Consider the following 19440-nt stretch of genomic DNA (forward strand, 5'->3'; position numbering starts at 1 on the left):
TGCCGACGGCTTTCTGTGCGTGCCTGACGACCCATCGGGAGCCGATCATGGTCCACCTCTCGGGTAGCAACCCGTCGGCCGATCGCCGATCCTTCACCCGCAGCAATGAACTGCAGTCCCGCCTGCACGATCTGGTGCCCGGCGGTGCCCACACCTATGCGCGCGGGGCCGATCAGTATCCCGAGTTCATGGCGCCGATCCTGGTCCGCGGCAGCGGCGCGAGGGTGTGGGACGCCGATGGCAACTGGTATGTCGAGTACGGGATGGGACTGCGTTCGGTCACACTCGGGCACGGGTACCGACCGGTGCTCGACGCCGTCACCGCCGCGATCGCCGACGGTGTCAGCTTCAGCCGCCCGACCGAACTGGAAGTGCTTGCCGCGCAAGACTTCCTGTCTCTGGTGCCGGGCGCGGACATGGTGAAGTTCGCCAAGAACGGCTCCGACGCGACAACGGCAGCGGTGCGCCTGGCCCGTGCGGCCACCGGGCGCACCGTGATCGCGATGTGCGATCAGCCGTTCTTTTCGGTGGACGACTGGTTCATCGGAACCACACCGATGGACAGCGGCATCCCGCCCGACGCCTCGGCGGGCACCATGAAATTCCGGTACAACGACCTGCCGTCGGTCGCCGCCGTGCTCGATACCGGCGCCGTCGCCGCCGTCGTGATGGAGGCCGCCACCGCGCTCGCCGAACCGGAACCCGGCTTCCTGCAGGGCGTTCGCGACCTGTGCGACCGCTACGGCACCCTGCTCATCTTCGACGAGATGATCACCGGTTTCCGCTGGTCGGCCGGTGGCGCGCAAGCGGTGTACGGCGTCCGCCCCGACCTGTCGTGCTGGGGCAAAGCCATGGGCAACGGCTTCCCCATCTCGGCGCTGGCGGGCAAACGGGAATTCATGGAACTCGGTGGACTGCGCACCGAACACGAACGTGTGTTTCTGCTGTCCACCACACACGGCCCGGAATCAGGGTCGTTGGCCGCTTTCCGCGCCGTCGTCCACGAATACACCACCGGCGACCCGGTCGCCCGTATGGAACACGCCGGGCAACTGCTCGCCGACGGCGTCAATGCGGTCGCCGCCGAGCTCGGCATCGGCGACTACCTTCAGGTTCTGGGCCGCCCCTCCTGCCTGATCTTCGTCACCCGCGATGCCGATGGCCGTCCCTCCCAAGGGTTTCGCACGCTGTTGCTTCAGGAACTTCTCGAACACGGCGTCCTCGGCCAGTCCTTCGTCACCTCCGCGGCGCATACCGACGCAGATATCGCACACACCGTCGGCGCCTGTCGCGAAGCGGCATCGGTCTATCGCAAGGCAATCGAACAGGGCGGCGTCGACGGACTGCTCGAAGGCCGCCCGGTCGCGCCCGCACTGCGCAGACACTCCGCGCCCCGCAGGATCGACCCGACATGAATTCCCCTACTGATTCCACCCCCATGCTCCGACAGGATGTCGAATGATCCATCGCCGCCGCGACGACGGCTTCCACCCACGCACACATATCGCCGAATATGCCGTCGGATGAACGAGCCCCGAATCGCGATCGTGCACGAACGTTTCACCGAATTCGGCGGCTCCGAGGCCGTAGTCGGCGAATTCGTCGAAACATGGCCGCACGCCGAAGTATTCGCACCGATCGTGGAACCGAGTGGAGTTCGACCGCCGCTGAAAACGGTGCACGACACCTGGCTCAGCCGCGCCTACACAGCCACCGGCGGGCGCTCGCACGCCCCGCTACTCCCCTTCGTACCCCGGGCCCTTCGCGGCCTACCGCTGCGCGCGGGGTTCGACGCCGTCCTCATCAGCCACCATTCCTTCGCCACCCAAGCCGTATTCGCCACGGACGCACCGACAATCGTCTACGTCCACAGCCCGGCTCGCTGGGCCTGGGACGCCGAGTTCCGTGCACAGGAGGCCGGTGGTCGCGCGGGCCAGGCGGCACTCACCGTCCTCGGGCAGCTCGCCCGCCGCGCGGAACTGCGCGCGGCCCCGCACCTCACCCACATCGTCGCCAACTCGCACGCGGTCGCCGACCGTATCCAGGACTGGTGGGGCCTGCCCGCCACGGTGATCAACCCACCGGTGCAGGTCGAGCAGTTCACACCGGATCCCGCGATCCCTAGGGAAGATTTCTTCCTCTTCGCGGGTCGCCTGGTCCCCTACAAGCGTCCCGACCTCGCCATCCGCGCCGCGCAGCGTGCCGGGGTGCGCCTCGTCATCCTCGGCGACGGCCGTTTCCGTGCCCAACTCGATGCCGTCGCCGGCCCCGAAACCACCTTCCTCGGCGCCACATCCTTCAACGTTCTACTCGACACCTACCGGCGCTGCAGGGCGTTGCTCATGCCGGGCATCGAGGATTTCGGAATTGTCCCTGTCGAGGCAATGGCTTGCGGTACACCGGTTCTCGCCGTCGGCCAGGGTGGCGCCATGGACACCGTGCTGCCCGGCGTCACCGGTGCGCACGTCGAACACGGCACCGACGAGCACGTCATCGAAACCATGGCCGAGGCAATGCGCACCTTCGACCCGACCGCCTTCGACCCCACCGCCATCCGCGACCACGCGATATCCTTCTCCCCCAGCGCTTTCCGCGCCAACATCGCCGAAACGGTCGCCGCCGTCACCGATCACCCGTAACAACGGCGACCCCGGCGCTATCGGTCGGAGAGGTCGGTTCCGAGGTGTTGCAGGGCGGCGCGAATCCTGGACTTCGCCGGGCCCTCCACACCAGGGCGCCTATGGAATAGGGTCGGCCTGAACTTCCGCGTGCAGCCCTCGCAGTACCGTCGCACGGTCGGTCAGCACGGACCAGTTGCGGGAGATGGCCTCGTGCACGGCGTGCGCGGCCGGGACGAGGGTGTCGGCGTCGGGGTGCTCGGCGAGCAGACCGCCGACTTCGGCGGCGATGCGCAGGTCCAGGGCCGGGACGATGGTGTGCGGCATGCCGAGCAGTGCGGCGAGAATGTCGAGTTGATCGGCTGGCACGAGTGCTCGTGCCGCGGCGAGCACGGTGGCGGGGACGACGATCGTGTTGCCGGAACCTGCTGTGGCCCATGCGATCGCGTGTGGATAGGGGTCACGTCTACACCAGCCGAGGACCGCGCCGAGGTCGAGGACGACCCCGGTCAGGGTTGCGGGGTTCACGCGGCGCCGGCCGCGTACTCATCCTCGGTCAGGGGCGGTAAGCCCAGTAGTCGGCGACCGTGATTGATCATTTCCAGCGGTGGCTTGCCGCCGTAGACGCGCTCGATGGTGGCGACCGACTGCGCGCGGTCCATCCGCTGCTGGACCGACTCGGCGACGAACTGGGATACCGACTCGATCCGGCCGCCCTCACGCCATCTATCCAGGGTCACGGCGATTTCCTCGGGGACCGTGACCGTCACCTTCCGAGTTTTACGCTCTCTCGCCATATCGGAAGTGTACTCGGATATGGCGTGCGAACAGCGGGTGCATATCCGGCGGTGACATGGGAAAGTCTCGGTCATGAGAGCGCACGGTCGCATCGCCGTAGTCATCGCCGGGTTCGTGAGCGTCATGCTGGTGGCGGGTTGTGGCGCAGGCACCCAACCCGGCGACGGGCCTACAACCTCCACCGTGTCCGGGGTTATTCCACTGATCTCGACCGATGACCTCAGCAACGCACTGCCGGACGAGGTGCATCTATTCGGACTGAACGACCTACACGGCAACCTCCAGCCGCCGACCGGATCGACCGGAAAGATCGCAGGCCACGACGCGGGTGGGGCCGCGTACCTTGCCACCCATTTGGCGCGGCTGAAGAAGGCCTATCCGGCCAGTGCCGTCGTCGCGGCGGGTGACAATATCGGGGCGAGTCCGCTGATGTCGGGTCTGTTCCGCGACGAACCGACGATCTCCTTCCTGAACTCCATCGGGCTTGCCGCATCCTCGGTCGGCAATCACGAATTCGATCACGGTGTCCTCGAATTGGCCCGCATTCAGCGGGGCGGCTGCGCACCGGACGGCTGCGCCCCCGGCGCGCCGTTCACCGGGGCGAAGTTCCCGTACCTCGCCGCGAATGTCACCGACGCCCAGGGCAAGCTGCCACAACCCTTGCGCCCGTGGACCATGCTCGAGGTCGGCGGCCATCGGATCGGTGTGGTCGGTACCGTCACACCCGATACCGCCAATATCGTTTTCCCCGAAGGCATTCGGGGGTACAAGTTCGGTGATCAGGTGGCCGCGATCAACGCTTACGTGCCCGAGATGAAGGCGGCGGGCGCCGAAACCATCGTGGCGCTGCTGCACGACGGCGGCGTCCAGAAGGCGGCGCCCGACGCCGCGGTCGACTACAACGGCTGCGCGAACATCTCCCCCGAGGTCGCCGCGCTGGCCACCGGCACCGACCCCGCCGTACGGGCGCTGGTCACCGGGCACACTCATCAGCCGTATGTATGCACGATCGAGGGCAAGGTCCTGACCCAGGCCGCCTCCTACGGTCGGCTGATCACCGACATCACCCTGAAATTCGGCGGTGGCGAGGTGCAGGCTTCGGCGGTGAATCGGGTGGTGACCCGGGAGGTCACCCCGGACCCGACCAGCACGGACCTCGTCGATTTCTATGCCGATCAGGCCAAACCCCGAGCGGCCAGGGTGGTCGGCGCGGCAGCGCAGAACCTCACACACGAACCGGCGGCCTCCGGCGAATCGCCGCTCGGCGATATCGTCGCCGACGCGATGCTCGCGGCCACCACGGCCGCGCCCGCCGCAGCGGTTGCGGCGGTGATGAACCCCGGCGGCGTGCGCGCGGACCTGAAGTCCGGCGAGATCACCTACGGCGACATCTACACCGTCCAACCGTTCGGCAACCAGGTCGTCACGGTCACCCTCACCGGCAGCCAGATACTGCGCCTACTGGAACAGCAGTGGGACAACCCCAGCAAGCCCACAGTGCTGTCGCCCTCCGGACTCACCTACACCTATGTGGCCTCCGCGCCCAAGGGCGGCAAGGTCGTCGCCGCCAGCGTCCGCATCGCGGGACAGCCTCTCAACCAGGTCGCCACCTATCGAATCACCACAAACAGCTTCCTGGCCGGGGGCGGCGACGGCTTCGCGGTCTTCACCGAGGGCACCGACAAGGCCGTCGGCCCCATCGACCTCGACGCGTTCGAGGCGTTCGCAAAGGGCCGCCCACCGCTGCAAGCACCACCCGCGCGCGCCGAAAAACGGTAGCGCGCAATGCATCAGGACCCTGCGTTGGCGGTCGATCACAGTGCCCGGGTTAATTTGGACGAATGACCAGTCATTACTCCAGGTAACTGAAATTCTATGTAACACACACCCTTTGACCTGCACATACGGTGACCAACCCCACAGGCCGCGCGAGGCCCGACGGCTTGCCGCGACCGCACCGAGCCGCTTAAAGTTACTCATCAGTAAAGGACGAAGATGTTCCTACTTCGGCCCGACCATTATTACTCGGGGGCCTGATAATCGAATTCCGCATTCACTGCCGCATGCCGGATGAGCGTTGTCCGACAACTTAGTTCGAATAAGAGCAGGAGAATGCGATGACCACATACATCGTGACCGGTGGTACCGGTTTTCTGGGCCGCCGGGTCGTTCAGGGACTCCTCGACGCGGATTCCGACGCCATTGTGCACGTTCTGGTGCGCGCCGCGTCGCTGGCGAAGTTCACCGAACTCGCCGAAGGCTGGCACGGCGGTGAGCGCGTCTTCGCGCTGGTCGGCGATCTCACCGCGCCCAGGCTCGGACTCGACAAGGACGCGCCACAGGCCGATCACATCATCCACCTCGGCGCCGTCTACGACATGACCGCCGACGAGGACACCGCGCACGCGGCCAACGTCGCGGGCACCCAGTCGGTACTCACGCTTGCCCGCGAGCTCGGCGCGGTCCTGCACCACGTCTCCTCGGTCGCCGTCGCAGGCGATCACAAGGGCAAGTTCTTCGAGGAGGATTTCGACCTCGGCCAACGACTCACCTCGCCGTATCACCGCACCAAGTTCGCGGCCGAGCGACTCGTGCGCGAATCGCACGACGTGCGCTGGCGGGTCTACCGGCCTGCCATCGTTGTCGGCGATTCCCGCACCGGTGAGATGGACAAGATCGACGGTCCTTACTATTTCTTCCCCGCCATCGCCAAGCTCGGTTCCCTGCCCACCGACCTGCCGCTGCCGCTACCCGATCTCGGTGCGACGAACATCGTCCCTGTCGACTACGTCGCTGCCGCCATGGTCGAACTCGTGCGCCGAAACGGCCTCGACGGACGCACCTTCCACCTGGTCAACCCCGAACCGCAGCCTTTCGGTGATATATATGCCGCGCTCGCGACGGCAGCGGGCGCGCCCGCCGGGATCGGCACGATACCGGGCAGCGGGCTCGCGCTGAGCGGCCTCGCTCACCTGCCCGGCGTTCCCGCCGCACGCGATTTCCTGTTGGAGCAGCTGGGTATTCCGGCCGCCGTCGCACCGCACACGTCGTTCTCCGCCGAGTTCATCTCCGACTCCACTCGCGCCCATTTGCGCGGCAGTGGTTTGTCGGTGCCGTCGTTCGACAGCTACGCCGAGCGACTGTGGGCGTACTGGCGCGAGAACCTCGACCCGAACCGCGACCACGTAACGGGAAGCGGTGACCCATTCGCCGGGCGCACCGTGCTGATCACCGGCGCGTCGTCGGGCATCGGCCTGGCCACCGCGCATGCCGTGGCCAGGCGCGGCGCCACGGTCCTCATGGTCGCCCGCGGTCGTGAGGATCTGATCGCCGCCGCCACCGCCATCGGCGCCGAAGGGGGTGCGGCCTACGCCTATCCGTGCGACATCACCGATTCCGAGGCCGTCGAAACGCTGGTCTCCACACTGCTCGCCGACCACGGTCATGTCGACTACCTGGTGAACAATGCGGGTCGCTCGATCCGCCGTTCGGTGCTCAATTCCACCGATCGCATGCACGATTTCGAACGAACCATGGCGGTCAACTACTTCGGCGCGGTCCGGCTCATTCTCGCCCTGCTCCCCTCGATGCGGGCGCGGCGCTTCGGGCATGTCGTCAATATCTCCTCGATCGCTGTGCAGACCAAGGTGCCGCGCTTCGCCGCCTATGTGGCGAGCAAGTCGGCCCTCGACAACTTCAGCGAGATCGCCGCCGTCGAAAACCACGACGCCGGAATCACTTTCACCTCGGTACGGATGCCGTTGGTACGCACCGCGATGATCGCACCCACCGACCTCTACCGCTCGCTGCCGGTCCCCGACCCGGACCAGGCCGCCGCCATCGTCGTACGAGCGCTGACCGACCGGCCCGACCGCATCGATACCCCCGTCGGCACCTTCGCCCAGGCGGTCGAGCTGCTGATGCCGGCGGTCAAACGCTCCATCATGCACCAGGGTTTCCGCTTTTTCGGCGAATCCCATGCGGCACAAGGTGTTCCCGCCCTGGTCCCCGCCGCGCCCGACAAGAGCACACCGGCACCGAAGCCAGAGCGCAGCGCCCTGCTGGCCCTCGCGCCGGTACTGCTCCCGCTGATGGCGCTACCGAGCCCTGCCGCGCGGGTGGCACGGGTGATCCCCGGCCTGCACTGGTAACAATCGCCCGGTTCCGGACACACCGGCGGCGGGGCCGACCCGATATCGGCCCCGCCGCGCGGATTTCCCGGCGGGTTTATACCTGGCTTGCCGCGAACCAGGCAGCAGGCCACATGGCCCAGCCGTAGTTCGAGTGCTGGGTCGGATCAATTCCGCCGCCGCACACCGGATCGCCGCCCGCACAGTAATTCGCTGTCCGCCAACCGAATTGGCCGGGAACTCCCCATCCGATCAGTCGTATCGGGTCGCCGAACAACAGCACCGAGGACACCTTCCACTGCAACTCGCCCGGCAGCGGGTAGATGCCGGGCAGTGCGGTGACGATGCCGGTGCCGAGGACACCGTGCACGACCGCCGCGCCCTGCGAGTAGCCGACAAGAATGAACCGCTGATCCGGGCAGGCCTCGGACTGCTGGATAACGTGGTTGGTCATATCCTGGGTTCCGCGCGACAGCGATGCGGCATCGAGCAGGTCCGCAGGGTAATTCACGCGGTACGCGCCCGCGCTCACCGGAAGCGCTTGCTGGAGTGTGTCATACAGTGGATCGCCGATGGTCGCGCCGAGGAATCCCGGCTCGTGAGTGCCCCTGGCGACGACCACATCGACCGCCGCACAGTCATCCGCGTGTGCCTGCATTCCCAGATTCGTTGTGGCCGTGACTCCGACCCCGAGCAACAGCACCGCGAATATCCGCGCCGCACGCCACCTTTCGAACAGAGAAACCTTCCGATTGACCATCGTGATCACCTCTCACGCCGTTGTGAGGAGCCAAGAATCTGACGATTGTCAGTGACAATTGCTCGGCTATATACCCGATGGTAAGAAGGACCGGCGGTCTCGTCGAGCAACCGTACTCGAGCGATACCGAGTTACCGCACAATCGTGTCCTTGCTGGTCTCGCGGGAGTTACGAGAACCGCTGCGCTGGTGACACGCTCGCGCGCAAGATCCGCCAAGACGCGATCCGCCGTATCCGGGGAGTACCCCCGCAGGGGCAGGTGTATGCGACATTCGCTTGCGAGCGCATGGAATTCACGCGCGACAGCGTGGGGGTCCGCAGTCATCGAGCAAATTTTCCGCTCCTGGAACAGGTGCCGCTGACCGTTCAGCACCCGAGCCATGATCGAGCGCTACCGGCGCCGCGGGTAAGGAGCATCGCGAGGGGCGCGCCCGACCCTTCCTACCCGGTTTCCCGACTCCGCGACACCCGTTCTGATACATTTCTGTATTGAATACATTCATGTATCCATTGGACCGGGCAGCCGGTCCCCCAGAGGAGGTCTGCCTTGGCATCGTCCAGCGCTGCGGCGACCCCAGCTCGCCGAGTCACCCGACGACGCACCGAGACCAGAAACCGCCTGCTCGAGGCCGCCTACGAGGTGTTCGCCGAGGACGGCTTCGGGCGATCGACGGTGGAGCGAGTCTGCGACCGAGCGGGATTCACCCGTGGTGCGTTCTACTCCAACTTCTCCTCGCTCGACGAACTGTTCCTCGCCATGTGGGAACAGCGGTCCGCGGCCATGCTCGCCGATGTCCGCGCCACCCTCGACGGCTTCCCGGTCGACGGTGTGACCGACCTGCGCGCGGCAATCGAACGCCTCGATCGAGCGGTGCCGATCGAGGAGGCCTGGTACCGCATCACCGCCGAGTTCACCACCCACGCGTTGCGCAATCCGGCGCTGCGGCAGGTCATGGCCGCCCGCGAAGAGGCGATCGGCGCGGCACTTATGCCGACCGTCGTTGCCGCACTGGCCCGCGTCGGGCGCACCGTCCCAGAACCGGCGGCACTCGGCCAAGCTCTCGTCGCCGTGCACGACGGCACCGCCGTGCAGGTCCTGATGGAACCACGCAGTCGCCGGGTGCGCCGTCGACGCACCGAGCTCTTGTGCCACGTCGTACTGGCCTACAGCCGCACCACCACCGACCCCAGCCACGCAACCAAAGGATGAACATGGCCGACCGCAGTCCCGAATTCGCGCAAGAGGCAGACGTTATCGTCGTCGGCGCCGGCCTGGCCGGTCTGGTAGCGACACACGAACTGGTCAAGGCGGGCCGCAAGGTGCACGTGCTGGACCAGGAGAACCGCAACAATCTGGGCGGGCAGGCATTCTGGTCGCTCGGTGGCCTGTTCTTCGTCGACTCCCCGGAGCAGCGTCGCCTCGGCATCAAGGACTCCTACGAGTTGGCCATGCAGGACTGGCTCGGCTCAGCGGGCTTCGACCGCGATACCGAGGATCACTGGGCTCGCCAGTGGGCGCGGGCCTACGTCCAATTCGCCGCAACGGAGAAGCGGGACTACCTGCGCGACTTGGGTTTACGTGTGACACCACTGGTCGGCTGGGCCGAACGCGGCGGCGCCTTCGCCGATGGCCACGGCAATTCGGTACCACGCTTCCATCTGACCTGGGGCACCGGTCCCGAGGTAGTCCGGGTCTTCCAGGAGCCGGTCCTCGACGGCGAGCAACGCGGCCTTGTCGGCTTCGGTTTCCGCCACCGGGTCGATGAGCTCATCGTGGAGGACGGCGCGGTTGTCGGCGTGCGCGGTAGCGTGCTCGAGGACACCGACCTGGAGCGTGGCAAAGAATCCTCGCGAAAGGTGGTCGGCGACTTCGAGTTCCGCGCGAAAGCCGTGATCGTCACCTCCGGCGGTATCGGGCACAATCATGAACTGATCCGCCGCAACTGGCCGACCGAACGGCTCGGCCCCTGCCCCGAAACCCTCATCTCCGGCGTACCCGCGCACGTGGACGGCCGAATGCTCGGGATCTCGGAGTCCGCCGGCGGCGCGATCGTCAACCGCGACCGCATGTGGCACTACACCGAGGGCATCATCAACTGGGATCCGATCTGGCCCGACCACGCGATCCGGATCATTCCCGGACCCTCGTCGCTGTGGTTCGACGCCAACGGAAAGCGGCTGCCCGCACCGTGTTTTCCTGGTTTCGATACCAACGCAACCATGAAGGAGATCCTGGCCTCCGGCCACGACTACTCCTGGTTCGTGCTCACCCAATCGATCATCGAGAAGGAGTTCGCGCTCTCGGGTTCCGAACAGAACCCGGACATCACCGGCAAAGACCTCAAGCTCACCCTCCAGAGTCGAGTGGCCAAGGGCGCACCGGGACCGGTCGAGGCCTTCAAGCAGCACGGCATCGATTTCGTGGTCGCCGACAACCTTGGCGAACTTGTCGAGGGCATGAACAAGATCGCGCGCGGACCGCAGCTGGACCAGAACGCCCTGGAACGCCAGATCGTCGCCCGCGACCGCGAGCTGACCAACAAGTTCTCCAAAGACGCCCAGCTGATGGCAATCGCCAACGCGCGTCGATACTTTGGTGACAAGGCGGGCCGGGTGGCAAAACCGCACCGCATCCTCGATCCCGCGCACGGACCGTTGATCGCGGTGCGGCTGAACATCCTTACCCGCAAGACCCTCGGCGGCCTACAGACCAATCTCGACTCGCAGGTGATGCGCGAGGACGGAACGGCGCTGCCCGGCCTGTACGCCGCGGGTGAGGTCGCCGGGTTCGGCGGTGGCGGTATGCACGGCTATAACGCACTCGAGGGCACCTTCCTCGGCGGCTGCATCTTCTCCGGCCGGGCCGCCGGTCGCGCACTGGCCGCGAAACTCGCCTGACCGCAACACTTCCTCTTCGATCAGGGCCGGCAGCCCGCAACCCGGCCCGGTATCTGCTCGGCCAGGGCCGTGGTCGGCACCGGGGCCGCCGCGGTCGGTGCCGCGACGGTCGCTGGTGTCGGTACCAGTTCGACGGAGTAGAGCCGCGCGCCGGTGTGTCGCTGCCCGGGTTCCAGCGAGATGCCCGACACCTCGACCTGATGTCCGTACACATCCACGACTCTGGCGGAGAAAGGTCCTGGTCCCGCGCCGGAGATCGTCCAGAAGTTGTCCATCCGGCGGTTGAGTTCCTGCCAGCGCCCACCCGTGCTCGGCCGGATCGCGACACGCTGGATCGGATTACCCGTTCCACTCACCAGGATCGCCAACCACTGCGCGGAAGAATCCGGCTTCACCTCATAGACCAGCTCAGGCGCCGGATCCGGGTCGCGGACAACCGAATAGCCGATCTGCGCGACACCGTCGGACTGTTCGGCGATCTGCTCGAAGGCGTCGGTGCTCAGATCCAGTTGCCCCGGAGCGCATCCGGGACAACGATCGGCGATGAGTGCCCGCACATCGCCGCGTGGACCGTGCACATCGAGGTACGCGCCGCATAGGTCGGCGGTGCGGTACTCCTGCGTCGACACCCCGACATAGAAGCCGTCGAGAGGTAGGTCGGGGAAGGAGCAAGCCACACCCTGACTGAACGAGTAGTACCGCGCCTGACCTGGCACACTGGGATCCGGAGGCGACGGAGTGTGGCGAGCCGCGACCTTGGAACTATTGGTAGCCAACGGTATTCGCATCGTCGTGGGGTTCTGGCCGACGGTGTGCGAGGCTTCGCACGACGCGGGATCCGGCCGCGCGGCCCAGACCGCCAGCCCGACAACCGCCACCACCGCCCCGGCGGCCGACCATAGTCGACCCGAGCGGAAATGTACTTGCCTGATAGGTATTCGGTGCACCGCTGTCCCCGGCTTCCGGCTCACCCCGCTCACGGACTGTCCATCCTGACTGCATCAGGAAAGCAGTTGAAACGGCAATGTGTGTCTCGAACGAAAATCTTCGTGGTGAAACCACGATTGTTCGGCAATCTCGCCGCAAATAGCCAGCATTCACCTCAGCGACAGCGAGGCGAGCCGGAAAAGATCCGGAGCACCGACGTTTACGATGTCGCCCGTTCTCGGACCGAGTCGACCTCGGAAAGCTGACGGTCCATCCGGTCCCGCTTGGCGCGCAGGTACCGGATGTTGTGTTCGGTCGGCGTCGTCTGCAACGGCAGCCTGCGCACCACCGCGATGCCGTGCGCCACCAATCCGGCCGCCTTGGCCGGATTATTGCTCAGCAGCCGCACCGACCGGAGGCCGAGGTCGGCGAGCACCTGCGCACCCGCCGCATACCCACGGGCATCCACTGGCAATCCGAGCGCGAGATCGGCTTCGACGGTATCCGCACCGTGATCCTGTAACTCGTAGGCCCGCAGCTTGTTCAGCAGTCCGATGCCGCGACCTTCCTGGCCGCGCAGATACACGACAACGCCACTACCCTCCGCCGCCATCGCGCGCATGGAGGCGTCGAGCTGATCGCCACAATCGCAGCGCAGTGAGCCGAGCGCGTCACCGGTGAGGCATTCCGAATGCAACCGCACCAGTGCGGAATCGGGGCGCGGCGTTCCGAAAATCAGTGCGAGGGTTTCGGTTCCCGTGATGTCGTCGCGGTAGCCGACCAACCGGAACTCACCGAACCTCGTTGGTAACCTTGTCTCGACGATCCGGGTCAGCGTGTGCTCGACGCGGCGGCGGTAGTCGATCAGGTCGGCGATCGAAATGATCGGCAGGCCATGGGTATCGGCGAAGTCGAGCAGGTCGGGCAGCCGCGCCATCGATCCGTCGTCGAGCACGATCTCGGCGATGACACCGGCCGGCGCCAGCCCGGCGAGCCTGGTCAGATCGACGGCGGCCTCGGTATGTCCTGCGCGGCCGAGCACACCGCTGGGATGTGCGCGCAGCGGGAACACGTGCCCCGGCCGTGTCAGCTGACCCGGTTCGGTGTTCGGATCGGCGAGCGCCCGCACGGTGTGTGCCCGATCGGCGGCCGAGATACCTGTCGTCACACCGGAAGCCGCGTCTACCGACACCGTGTAGGCGGTGCCCTTGGGATCCTCGTTGACCGACATCATCGGCGGCAGTCGGAGCCGATCGAGGTCGGCGCTCGCCATCGGCGCACACAGCACGCCACTGGTGTGGCGAACCATGAAGGCGATCGTCTGCGTCGTCGCCGATTCGGCGGCGAGCACCAGATCGCCTTCGTTCTCCCGGTTTTCGTCGTCGACAACCACCACCATGCCACCCGCCGCGAGCGCGGCGAGCGCCGTATCGATCGAGTCCAACGAGCGCTGCCGCACGAATCCGGTACCCATGAGCACCTCCTATATGACTAGTAGATATATACCTGCCAGTCATAGGAAGTGAGTGTCCCGCTCAGCGGACCACCGTAGGGGCCCTCCTCAGGAACCGCGCTTGCCCTTGGCTTTCGGAGAATGCTCGATGGCGAGCCTGTCGACGTCGGCGAGCAGTTCCTTCGCCAGGTCGCGCTCGGCTTCGTAGTGGCGCACGCACCACCGCAGCACGGCGCCAGGGTAGGCCCAGTCGGGATTCTCGTCGGCACCCTCGGCATCGACCTCGGCCAGCTTGCGCATCTTCTCGGCGTAGCCGATGTGCTCGGTGAGAATGCCACGCAGCCGCTCCGGCTCGGCGAGGTGGCCGAGCCAGGCGCGCAGCATCACGCTGTGCTTGAGCACCGGCGCTTCCACCGGCGCGTGGTTCACCCAGTGCGAAGCCGCCGCGCGGCCGCTGTCGGTGATCGCGTACATCCTTTTACCGCGCACGCCATCGTCCTGCAGGACGGTGCGCGAGGTGGCGTAGCCGTGCTTTTCCAGGCGTTTGAGCTCGGCGTAGATCTGACTGAACGACGGGCTCCAGTAGAAGAATTGCAGGCTCCAATCGGCCCACTTCTTCAAGTCGTAGCCGGAGAGCTCGTCGGCGTGCGAGAGCATTCCGAGCACGGCCCAGCTGGTCGTGGGCAGATCGAGAATCCCGGCCTCCACAGAGGCAGGCTTGGCAGCGGTCACACTAGGACTATATCGCTTAGGCATATTTCGGGTGAAACATCTCGTTGAGCGGGATTCGGGTGATCCGGATGCCCCGACCCTGTGACAGGTTTCACAACACGCAACTCCTGCGTATCCGAACGTAGTTCCCGAAACACCGGAGCGTGGCCGATGTCCACCATTTCCAAAGACCCTTCCGCTACCGAAAGCCCTGGCAGCACAGTTGAATCCGATGTCGACACCGGCAGGCTCGACGGCGCGTCGCGTGCCAGGATCTTCACCGTCCTCGCGGTCATCGTGCTGTTCACCGAGGTAGCGCCGATGCAGTACACCATCGTCGCCGCCGCGCTGCAGAAGATCGCGCCGACCTTCCCCAGCGTCGGCGCCAATATCAACTGGGCGATCATCGTTTTCGGCCTGATCGGCGCCGCCGCGTCCCCGCTGATCGGGAAAATGAGCGATGTCTGGGGCAAGAAGCGGATGTTCCTCGTCTGCGGCGTGCTGTTCATGATCGGCTGCGTGCTCTGCGCCGTCACCGACAGCTGGGCGATCTTCCTGATCGGCCGCGGCCTTCAGGCCACCGCCATCGCGACGGCGGTGATCGCCTATGGCCTGATCCGAGATCTGATGCCGCGCAAGTACGTTCCGCTCGGACTCGGTGTCACCGCAACCGGTCTCGGATTCTCCGCGATCGGCGGACCGCTGCTCGGCGGTTACCTCGTCGACAACTACAGCTGGCGCGCCATCTTCTGGGTGCTGGCCGGATTCACGCTGCTGATGCTTCCGCTGGTGTGGATGGTCGTGCCCGAGTCCAAGCTCCGGGTCAAGGAGCGGATCGATGTGCTAGGCGCGCTGCTGCTGTCGGCCGGTGCCGGGCTCACGCTGATCTACCTGGACAAGGGCCAGGATTGGGGTTGGAGCAAGCCGCTGACGCTGGCCTGGTTGTTCGGCGGCATCGCGCTGCTCGTGCTGTTCGTGGTGGTGGAGCTGAACGTCGCCCGCCCGATCATGGATATGAAACTACTGTTCCATCCCCGCGTGACGCTGGTACTCGGTGGTGCGCTGTTCGCGTCGTTCCTGATCGGCGTCCAGTCCTATGCCCTGGGCTACATGACACAGTCCCCGGACTCCGATACGGTCGTGGCCGGCGTCCAGCAGGCGACGCTCGCACAGATCCAGCAGCAGACCGGGCAGCCGATGCCCGCCGCCGCGGTCCAGGTAGCCCTCGACCCCGGCTACAGCTACGGAAACGGTTTCACCCTCCTCGAATTCGCGATACGCATCGCGCTGCTGCAAGCCGTGCTCGCCATGATCTGCGGCGCGGCGGCAGGTGTGCTCGCCCGCAAGATCGGCGCCCGCATCCCCCTGGTGTTCGCCCTCGCGCTGTTCGCGGGAGCGGGCGTCTGTTACGCCGTCCTTCCCCACACCTGGGTCGTATTCCTTTGGGTCAGTGCGGCATTCGGCATCGGCTTCGGCTTCTACTACGCCTCCATGCCTATCCTGATGGTCGAAGCGGTCCCCCAGGAACAGCAGGGCATCAGCCTCGGCATGCTCGGTGTCATGCAATCCATGGGCGTCGCCGTCGGCCTGGCCATCGTCACCGCCTACCTCAACGCCAGCCCCATCACCGCCCAGGTCAGCGTGGCAGGCCAACCCCCACAGGGCAGCGTCATCCCCCAGGTCTTCGCCGACCACGGCTACGAAATGGGCTTCTGGTTCGCCGCGGCCGCCGCCCTCGTCGCCCTGATCATCGCGGTCGTCATGCGCCACGGCCGCACTCCCGCCACCGGCGGCACCGCCTACTGAAAGGCCCCCTCGCTACACCCGGCGAACGGGACATGACAGAGCAACTTCTCGCACGTTGCCGCAGTCATGTCCCGTTCGCCGGACTTGGCGGCCGAGGCGGGCGGCCTCCAGTCCGGCGCTTCACCCCGTTGCCACGGGAACCGGCTACCGCCAGCGGGCGTGCCGGGGAAACAAGGCGCGGGCGGCCTCGTGGGAAACCTCGACAAGTACCCGAGCCAGGCGGGCGGTGTCGAGAGCCGGTCGGTCGGCGCCGATTTGGCCCGAGAGCGACAGCGCGCCCACCGCGGCGCCACGGCCCCGGATGGGGACCGCGACGCAGGCGATGCCGGCGACAGACTCCTCGTTGTCGACGGAGACACCCTGGCGGTGCCGGATCCGGGTCAATTCGCGGTGCAATTCCGCTTTGTCACAGATCGTTCGGGGCGTCAGTTGAGGTAGTCGGTCTCGGAAGGAGGCTTCGACGATGCTCGGTTCCAGGGTCGCCAACAGCGCCTTGCCGAGGCCGGTGCTGTGCGCGGGCATCCGACCGCCGAGGCGGGTCGGGATGCTCGCGGTGAAGCGGCCGCCCGCCTTGTCCAGGAAGAGCACCTCGCGCCCGTCGAGCACGCCGAGGTGCCCGACCATGCCGGTTCGCTGCGAGAGATCGTGCAGCAGTGGGCTCACCACATCGCGAATCTCGTTGTGGTCGGCGGCAAGTCCGCCCAGTTCGAACGGCCGCAGCCCGAGCCGGTAGCCGCCGGGTGCGTGCGCGAGCCAGCGCAGCCGGATCATCTGGTCCAGAATGCGGTGCACGGTCGAACGGGGCAGCCCGGTGCGCTCGGCCAGACCGAGCAGCGTCAGGACCGGCGTCGAACCGTCGAAAGCATCTAGGATCAGCGTCATTCGCTCGATCATCGAAACCGGTGGTTGATTGTTGGTCCGCGCTGTAGTGGGATTTGCTCCCGACCACTGCTCTTCGGACTCGGGGTGGGTCATCACCTCGACCGTCATGGCTCACCTCCACTGTGTAGCTTCTCTAGCTTAGAAGTATTTCGATTAGGCATGTCCATTTTCGGCATATCGCGTTGTGCCTCCCATCACATTGCCGCCGCGAAGGCCAGAGGGAATCCCGGAAACTACGTAGACCGCTACGGATCTTCTCGGTGGTCGGAATCCGTTATTGACAGGCATCCGAGGTCGCCGGTTTCCTTTATGACGAAACGGAATATTTCTAGTCGAAACTAGGAGCACCATGGCCGTCGCCCTCGACTTCAAGGCCGTCCTCGGCCGGTTCTGCACCGGAGTCACCGCGATCACCGCACTCGACGGCGACGAACCGATCGGGTTCGCCTGCCAATCGTTTTCCGCACTCTCGCTGGATCCGCCCGCGGTGGCATTGTTTCCCGCGCGCACCTCCACTACCTGGCCGCGGATTCGCGTGGCCGAACGATTCTGCGTCAACGTCCTTGCCGCCGACCAGCAAAACGTGTGCAAACAGCTCGGTCGCAGCGGAGCGGACAAGTTCGCCGGTCTCGAGTGGAGTTTGTCGCCCAACGGCTCGCCCCTGCTCGCGGGCACCATCGCCTGGATCGATTGCACGCTGGCCGGTGAACTCGACGGCGGCGACCACACCATCGTCATCGGCAATGTGACCGAACTCGGCGAGGGGCACGATGCGGACCCACTGCTGTTCTACCGCTCCGGATTCGAGCGCCTGCTGAGCACCGCGGACCCCGCCCGTCCCTAGGCGCTCATGAGTGAAGCGCGGACCAGGCCGAGCGGAGACACGCCGCTTACCAGCGTTCGAGCGCTGCGCAACGGCCTCGGGCAAAAGCGTCCGATCAGTGGGACCACGCCTTCCGACGACGGCCGCCCCACCGAACTATCGAAACAACGACGACCGTGGAGGAACCGACATCATGAGCCTCGCGAACACCGACGATCAGGTGCGCGTGATCGATACGGGCGCACCGCCGGCCCGATATGCCCGCGGATGGCACTGCCTCGGCATCGCCGAGCGCTTCCGTGACGGAAAGCCGCACACCATCACCGCTTTCGGCACCGAACTGGTGGTATTCGCGGCCTCGGACGGCACCCTCAGCGTGCTCGACGCGTACTGCAGGCACATGGGTGGCAACCTCGGTGACGGCACCATCAAGGGCGACACTCTGGCCTGCCCATTCCACGATTGGCGATGGAAGGGCAGCGGCCGCTGCGCCGCCATTCCCTACGGCCGCCGGGTGCCACCGCTGGCCCGCACCAAGTCATGGGTGACCCTCGAGCAGAACAAGCAGCTGTTCGTATGGAACGACCCAGAGGGCAACCCACCGCCCCAAGACATCACCATCCCCCGCATCGACGGCGCGTTCAGCGACGAATGGAGCGACTGGACCTGGAACGAGATCGTCATCGACGGCGCGAACTGCCGCGAGGTCATCGACAACGTCGTCGATATGGCGCACTTCTTCTACGTGCACTTCGCCTTCCCCACCTATTTCAAGAACGTCTTCGAAGGCCACATCGCCAGTCAGTACATGACCTCGATCGGACGCGATGATGTACAGGGCGAGACCGCCAAGGAGACGGGCGGCAAGAACGAACTGCAGTCCGAGGCCCACTACTATGGGCCGTCCTACATGATCGACCACCTGATCAGTGCCTCGAACGGGCAGAGCGTCGAATCTGTGCTCATCAACTGCCACTACCCGGTCTCGCCCACCAAGTTCGTGCTCCAGTACGGCGCGATCGTCAAGAAACTGCCAGGCCTGTCCCCCGAGGAAGCCGACGCGATGGCAGTGCGGTTCGCGGGTGGACTCGGCCGTGGCTTCGAACAAGACGTCGCGATCTGGCAGCGCAAGACCCGCATCGACAATCCGTTGTTGTGCGAGGAGGACGGGCCGGTCTATCAGCTGCGCCGCTGGTACGAGCAGTTCTACCGGGATATCGCCGAGGTCGAGGACAAGATGACCGACCGCTTCGAGTTCGAGGTCGACACCTCCCGCGCGGTTTCCGCGTGGGAGGCGGAGGTCGCCGAGAACCTGGCCGCCCAGCGCGGCGTCTGAACGGCACGGTCATGGACTCCATCACCTGCCGGACCTGCGGAAACCGGGTTCAGGTAGTCAAATTCAGCCCGGCGCACACCAGCGTGCAGTGGAACGCGGCCACCGCGAAGAACTGCGCCGAACTCGCCGACAACGGCGGCGGGCCCGTCCGCGGGTGCGCAGCCTTGCGCGCGGGCATCGAGAGTGCCGTCACCGCGGGAGTGGTAGGGCTGAGCACCCGAGATCGGGACCTGTTGTGAATCCCGGTGTCGCGGTGGCATTGCGGGTGGTCGGGGTGGTCGCCGAAACCCGGGATGCG

General features: G+C 65.9%; 17 protein-coding genes. 10 read left to right on the forward strand and 7 right to left on the reverse strand.

The window, feature by feature from the left end:
• Positions 1-47: 47 nt before the first annotated feature.
• Both ACLMAJ_RS05520 and ACLMAJ_RS05525 read left to right on the forward strand, forming a co-directional pair.
• The gene (locus ACLMAJ_RS05520; protein ID WP_412012375.1) at positions 48-1415 is read left to right on the forward strand and encodes a glutamate-1-semialdehyde 2,1-aminomutase; all 1368 of its coding nucleotides are present in this window, start codon (positions 48-50) and stop codon (positions 1413-1415) included.
• A gap of 108 nt (positions 1416-1523) precedes the next feature.
• A complete protein-coding gene (locus tag ACLMAJ_RS05525; protein WP_412012376.1) occupies positions 1524-2639 on the forward strand; it encodes a glycosyltransferase in 1116 nt (371 codons plus the stop codon).
• Between the two features lie 99 nt (positions 2640-2738).
• Here ACLMAJ_RS05525 and ACLMAJ_RS05530 read toward each other — a convergent pair whose 3' ends face one another.
• Positions 2739-3146 (reverse strand): hypothetical protein, encoded by a 408-nt coding sequence (locus ACLMAJ_RS05530; RefSeq protein ID WP_412012377.1) that lies wholly within the window; start codon positions 3144-3146, stop codon positions 2739-2741.
• Positions 3143-3415, reverse strand: a complete 273-nt coding sequence (locus tag ACLMAJ_RS05535) for a hypothetical protein (protein ID WP_412012378.1) — start codon at positions 3413-3415, stop codon at positions 3143-3145. Before ACLMAJ_RS05535 ends, ACLMAJ_RS05530 begins: the two co-directional genes overlap by 4 nt.
• Before the next feature lie 73 nt (positions 3416-3488).
• Between ACLMAJ_RS05535 and ACLMAJ_RS05540 the strand changes: the two genes are divergently transcribed.
• Positions 3489-5195, forward strand: coding sequence for a bifunctional metallophosphatase/5'-nucleotidase (locus tag ACLMAJ_RS05540; RefSeq protein ID WP_412012379.1), 1707 nt, complete (start codon positions 3489-3491; stop codon positions 5193-5195).
• Positions 5196-5533: 338 nt separating this feature from the next.
• Positions 5534-7567 (forward strand): SDR family oxidoreductase, encoded by a 2034-nt coding sequence (locus ACLMAJ_RS05545; RefSeq protein WP_412012380.1) that lies wholly within the window; start codon positions 5534-5536, stop codon positions 7565-7567.
• A gap of 76 nt (positions 7568-7643) precedes the next feature.
• On the opposite strand, the gene ACLMAJ_RS05550 is transcribed toward ACLMAJ_RS05545, so the two are convergent.
• The gene (locus ACLMAJ_RS05550) at positions 7644-8306 is read right to left on the reverse strand and encodes a cutinase family protein (RefSeq protein WP_412012381.1); all 663 of its coding nucleotides are present in this window, start codon (positions 8304-8306) and stop codon (positions 7644-7646) included.
• 547 nt (positions 8307-8853) lie between these two features.
• Here ACLMAJ_RS05550 and ACLMAJ_RS05555 point away from each other — a divergent pair.
• Both ACLMAJ_RS05555 and ACLMAJ_RS05560 read left to right on the forward strand, forming a co-directional pair.
• The gene (locus ACLMAJ_RS05555) at positions 8854-9516 is read left to right on the forward strand and encodes a TetR/AcrR family transcriptional regulator (RefSeq protein ID WP_412012382.1); all 663 of its coding nucleotides are present in this window, start codon (positions 8854-8856) and stop codon (positions 9514-9516) included.
• On the forward strand, positions 9513-11204 hold the full coding sequence (locus tag ACLMAJ_RS05560) for an FAD-binding dehydrogenase (RefSeq protein ID WP_412012383.1): 1692 nt from the start codon (positions 9513-9515) through the stop codon (positions 11202-11204). Before ACLMAJ_RS05555 ends, ACLMAJ_RS05560 begins: the two co-directional genes overlap by 4 nt.
• 20 nt (positions 11205-11224) lie before the next feature.
• Here ACLMAJ_RS05560 and ACLMAJ_RS05565 read toward each other — a convergent pair whose 3' ends face one another.
• The 3 genes from ACLMAJ_RS05565 to ACLMAJ_RS05575 all read right to left on the reverse strand — a co-directional run bounded on the left by ACLMAJ_RS05565 (position 11225) and on the right by ACLMAJ_RS05575 (position 14316).
• Positions 11225-11980: an expansin EXLX1 family cellulose-binding protein gene (locus ACLMAJ_RS05565; RefSeq protein ID WP_412012384.1), complete on the reverse strand. Its 756-nt coding sequence runs from the start codon at positions 11978-11980 to the stop codon at positions 11225-11227.
• Between the two features lie 371 nt (positions 11981-12351).
• Positions 12352-13605 carry a bifunctional 3,4-dihydroxy-2-butanone-4-phosphate synthase/GTP cyclohydrolase II gene (locus ACLMAJ_RS05570; RefSeq protein ID WP_412012385.1) on the reverse strand — a complete coding sequence of 418 codons (1254 nt, stop codon included), beginning with the start codon at positions 13603-13605 and terminating at the stop codon, positions 12352-12354.
• Positions 13606-13692: 87 nt separating this feature from the next.
• A complete protein-coding gene (locus ACLMAJ_RS05575; RefSeq protein ID WP_412012386.1) occupies positions 13693-14316 on the reverse strand; it encodes a PadR family transcriptional regulator in 624 nt (207 codons plus the stop codon).
• Positions 14317-14466: 150 nt separating this feature from the next.
• On the opposite strand from ACLMAJ_RS05575, the gene ACLMAJ_RS05580 reads away from it, so the two are divergent.
• The gene (locus ACLMAJ_RS05580; RefSeq protein ID WP_412012387.1) at positions 14467-16101 is read left to right on the forward strand and encodes an MFS transporter; all 1635 of its coding nucleotides are present in this window, start codon (positions 14467-14469) and stop codon (positions 16099-16101) included.
• 144 nt (positions 16102-16245) lie between these two features.
• Here ACLMAJ_RS05580 and ACLMAJ_RS05585 read toward each other — a convergent pair whose 3' ends face one another.
• Complete coding sequence (locus ACLMAJ_RS05585; RefSeq protein ID WP_412012388.1) at positions 16246-16983, reverse strand: IclR family transcriptional regulator; 738 nt, start codon at positions 16981-16983, stop codon at positions 16246-16248.
• 349 nt (positions 16984-17332) lie between these two features.
• On the opposite strand from ACLMAJ_RS05585, the gene ACLMAJ_RS05590 reads away from it, so the two are divergent.
• From ACLMAJ_RS05590 to ACLMAJ_RS05600, 3 genes are all read left to right on the forward strand, one after another.
• Positions 17333-17827, forward strand: a complete 495-nt coding sequence (locus ACLMAJ_RS05590; protein ID WP_412012389.1) for a flavin reductase family protein — start codon at positions 17333-17335, stop codon at positions 17825-17827.
• 172 nt (positions 17828-17999) lie between these two features.
• On the forward strand, positions 18000-19142 hold the full coding sequence (locus tag ACLMAJ_RS05595; RefSeq protein ID WP_412012390.1) for a 3-ketosteroid-9-alpha-monooxygenase, oxygenase component: 1143 nt from the start codon (positions 18000-18002) through the stop codon (positions 19140-19142).
• A gap of 11 nt (positions 19143-19153) precedes the next feature.
• Positions 19154-19381: a hypothetical protein gene (locus ACLMAJ_RS05600; protein ID WP_412012391.1), complete on the forward strand. Its 228-nt coding sequence runs from the start codon at positions 19154-19156 to the stop codon at positions 19379-19381.
• The last annotated feature ends 59 nt before the right edge of the window (positions 19382-19440 follow it).

It is taken from the genome of Nocardia arseniciresistens (assembly GCF_046764875.1).
GTDB classification, from domain to species: Bacteria; Actinomycetota; Actinomycetes; order Mycobacteriales; family Mycobacteriaceae; genus Nocardia; species Nocardia arseniciresistens.

Bases quoted from the DNA above. Each gene is read 5' to 3' on its own strand.
- ACLMAJ_RS05550 (WP_412012381.1), bottom strand. From the start codon at position 8,306: ATGGTCAATCGGAAGGTTTCTCTGTTCGAAAGGTGGCGTGCGGCGCGG.
- ACLMAJ_RS05560 (WP_412012383.1), top strand. From the start codon at position 9,513: ATGAACATGGCCGACCGCAGTCCCGAATTCGCGCAAGAGGCAGACGTT.
- ACLMAJ_RS05535 (WP_412012378.1), bottom strand. From the start codon at position 3,415: ATGGCGAGAGAGCGTAAAACTCGGAAGGTGACGGTCACGGTCCCCGAG.
- ACLMAJ_RS05600 (WP_412012391.1), top strand. From the start codon at position 19,154: ATGGACTCCATCACCTGCCGGACCTGCGGAAACCGGGTTCAGGTAGTC.
- ACLMAJ_RS05590 (WP_412012389.1), top strand. From the start codon at position 17,333: ATGGCCGTCGCCCTCGACTTCAAGGCCGTCCTCGGCCGGTTCTGCACC.
- ACLMAJ_RS05545 (WP_412012380.1), top strand. From the start codon at position 5,534: ATGACCACATACATCGTGACCGGTGGTACCGGTTTTCTGGGCCGCCGG.
- ACLMAJ_RS05570 (WP_412012385.1), bottom strand. From the start codon at position 13,605: ATGGGTACCGGATTCGTGCGGCAGCGCTCGTTGGACTCGATCGATACG.
- ACLMAJ_RS05585 (WP_412012388.1), bottom strand. From the start codon at position 16,983: ATGACGCTGATCCTAGATGCTTTCGACGGTTCGACGCCGGTCCTGACG.
- ACLMAJ_RS05540 (WP_412012379.1), top strand. From the start codon at position 3,489: ATGAGAGCGCACGGTCGCATCGCCGTAGTCATCGCCGGGTTCGTGAGC.
- ACLMAJ_RS05580 (WP_412012387.1), top strand. From the start codon at position 14,467: ATGTCCACCATTTCCAAAGACCCTTCCGCTACCGAAAGCCCTGGCAGC.
- ACLMAJ_RS05520 (WP_412012375.1), top strand. From the start codon at position 48: ATGGTCCACCTCTCGGGTAGCAACCCGTCGGCCGATCGCCGATCCTTC.
- ACLMAJ_RS05525 (WP_412012376.1), top strand. From the start codon at position 1,524: ATGAACGAGCCCCGAATCGCGATCGTGCACGAACGTTTCACCGAATTC.
- ACLMAJ_RS05595 (WP_412012390.1), top strand. From the start codon at position 18,000: ATGAGCCTCGCGAACACCGACGATCAGGTGCGCGTGATCGATACGGGC.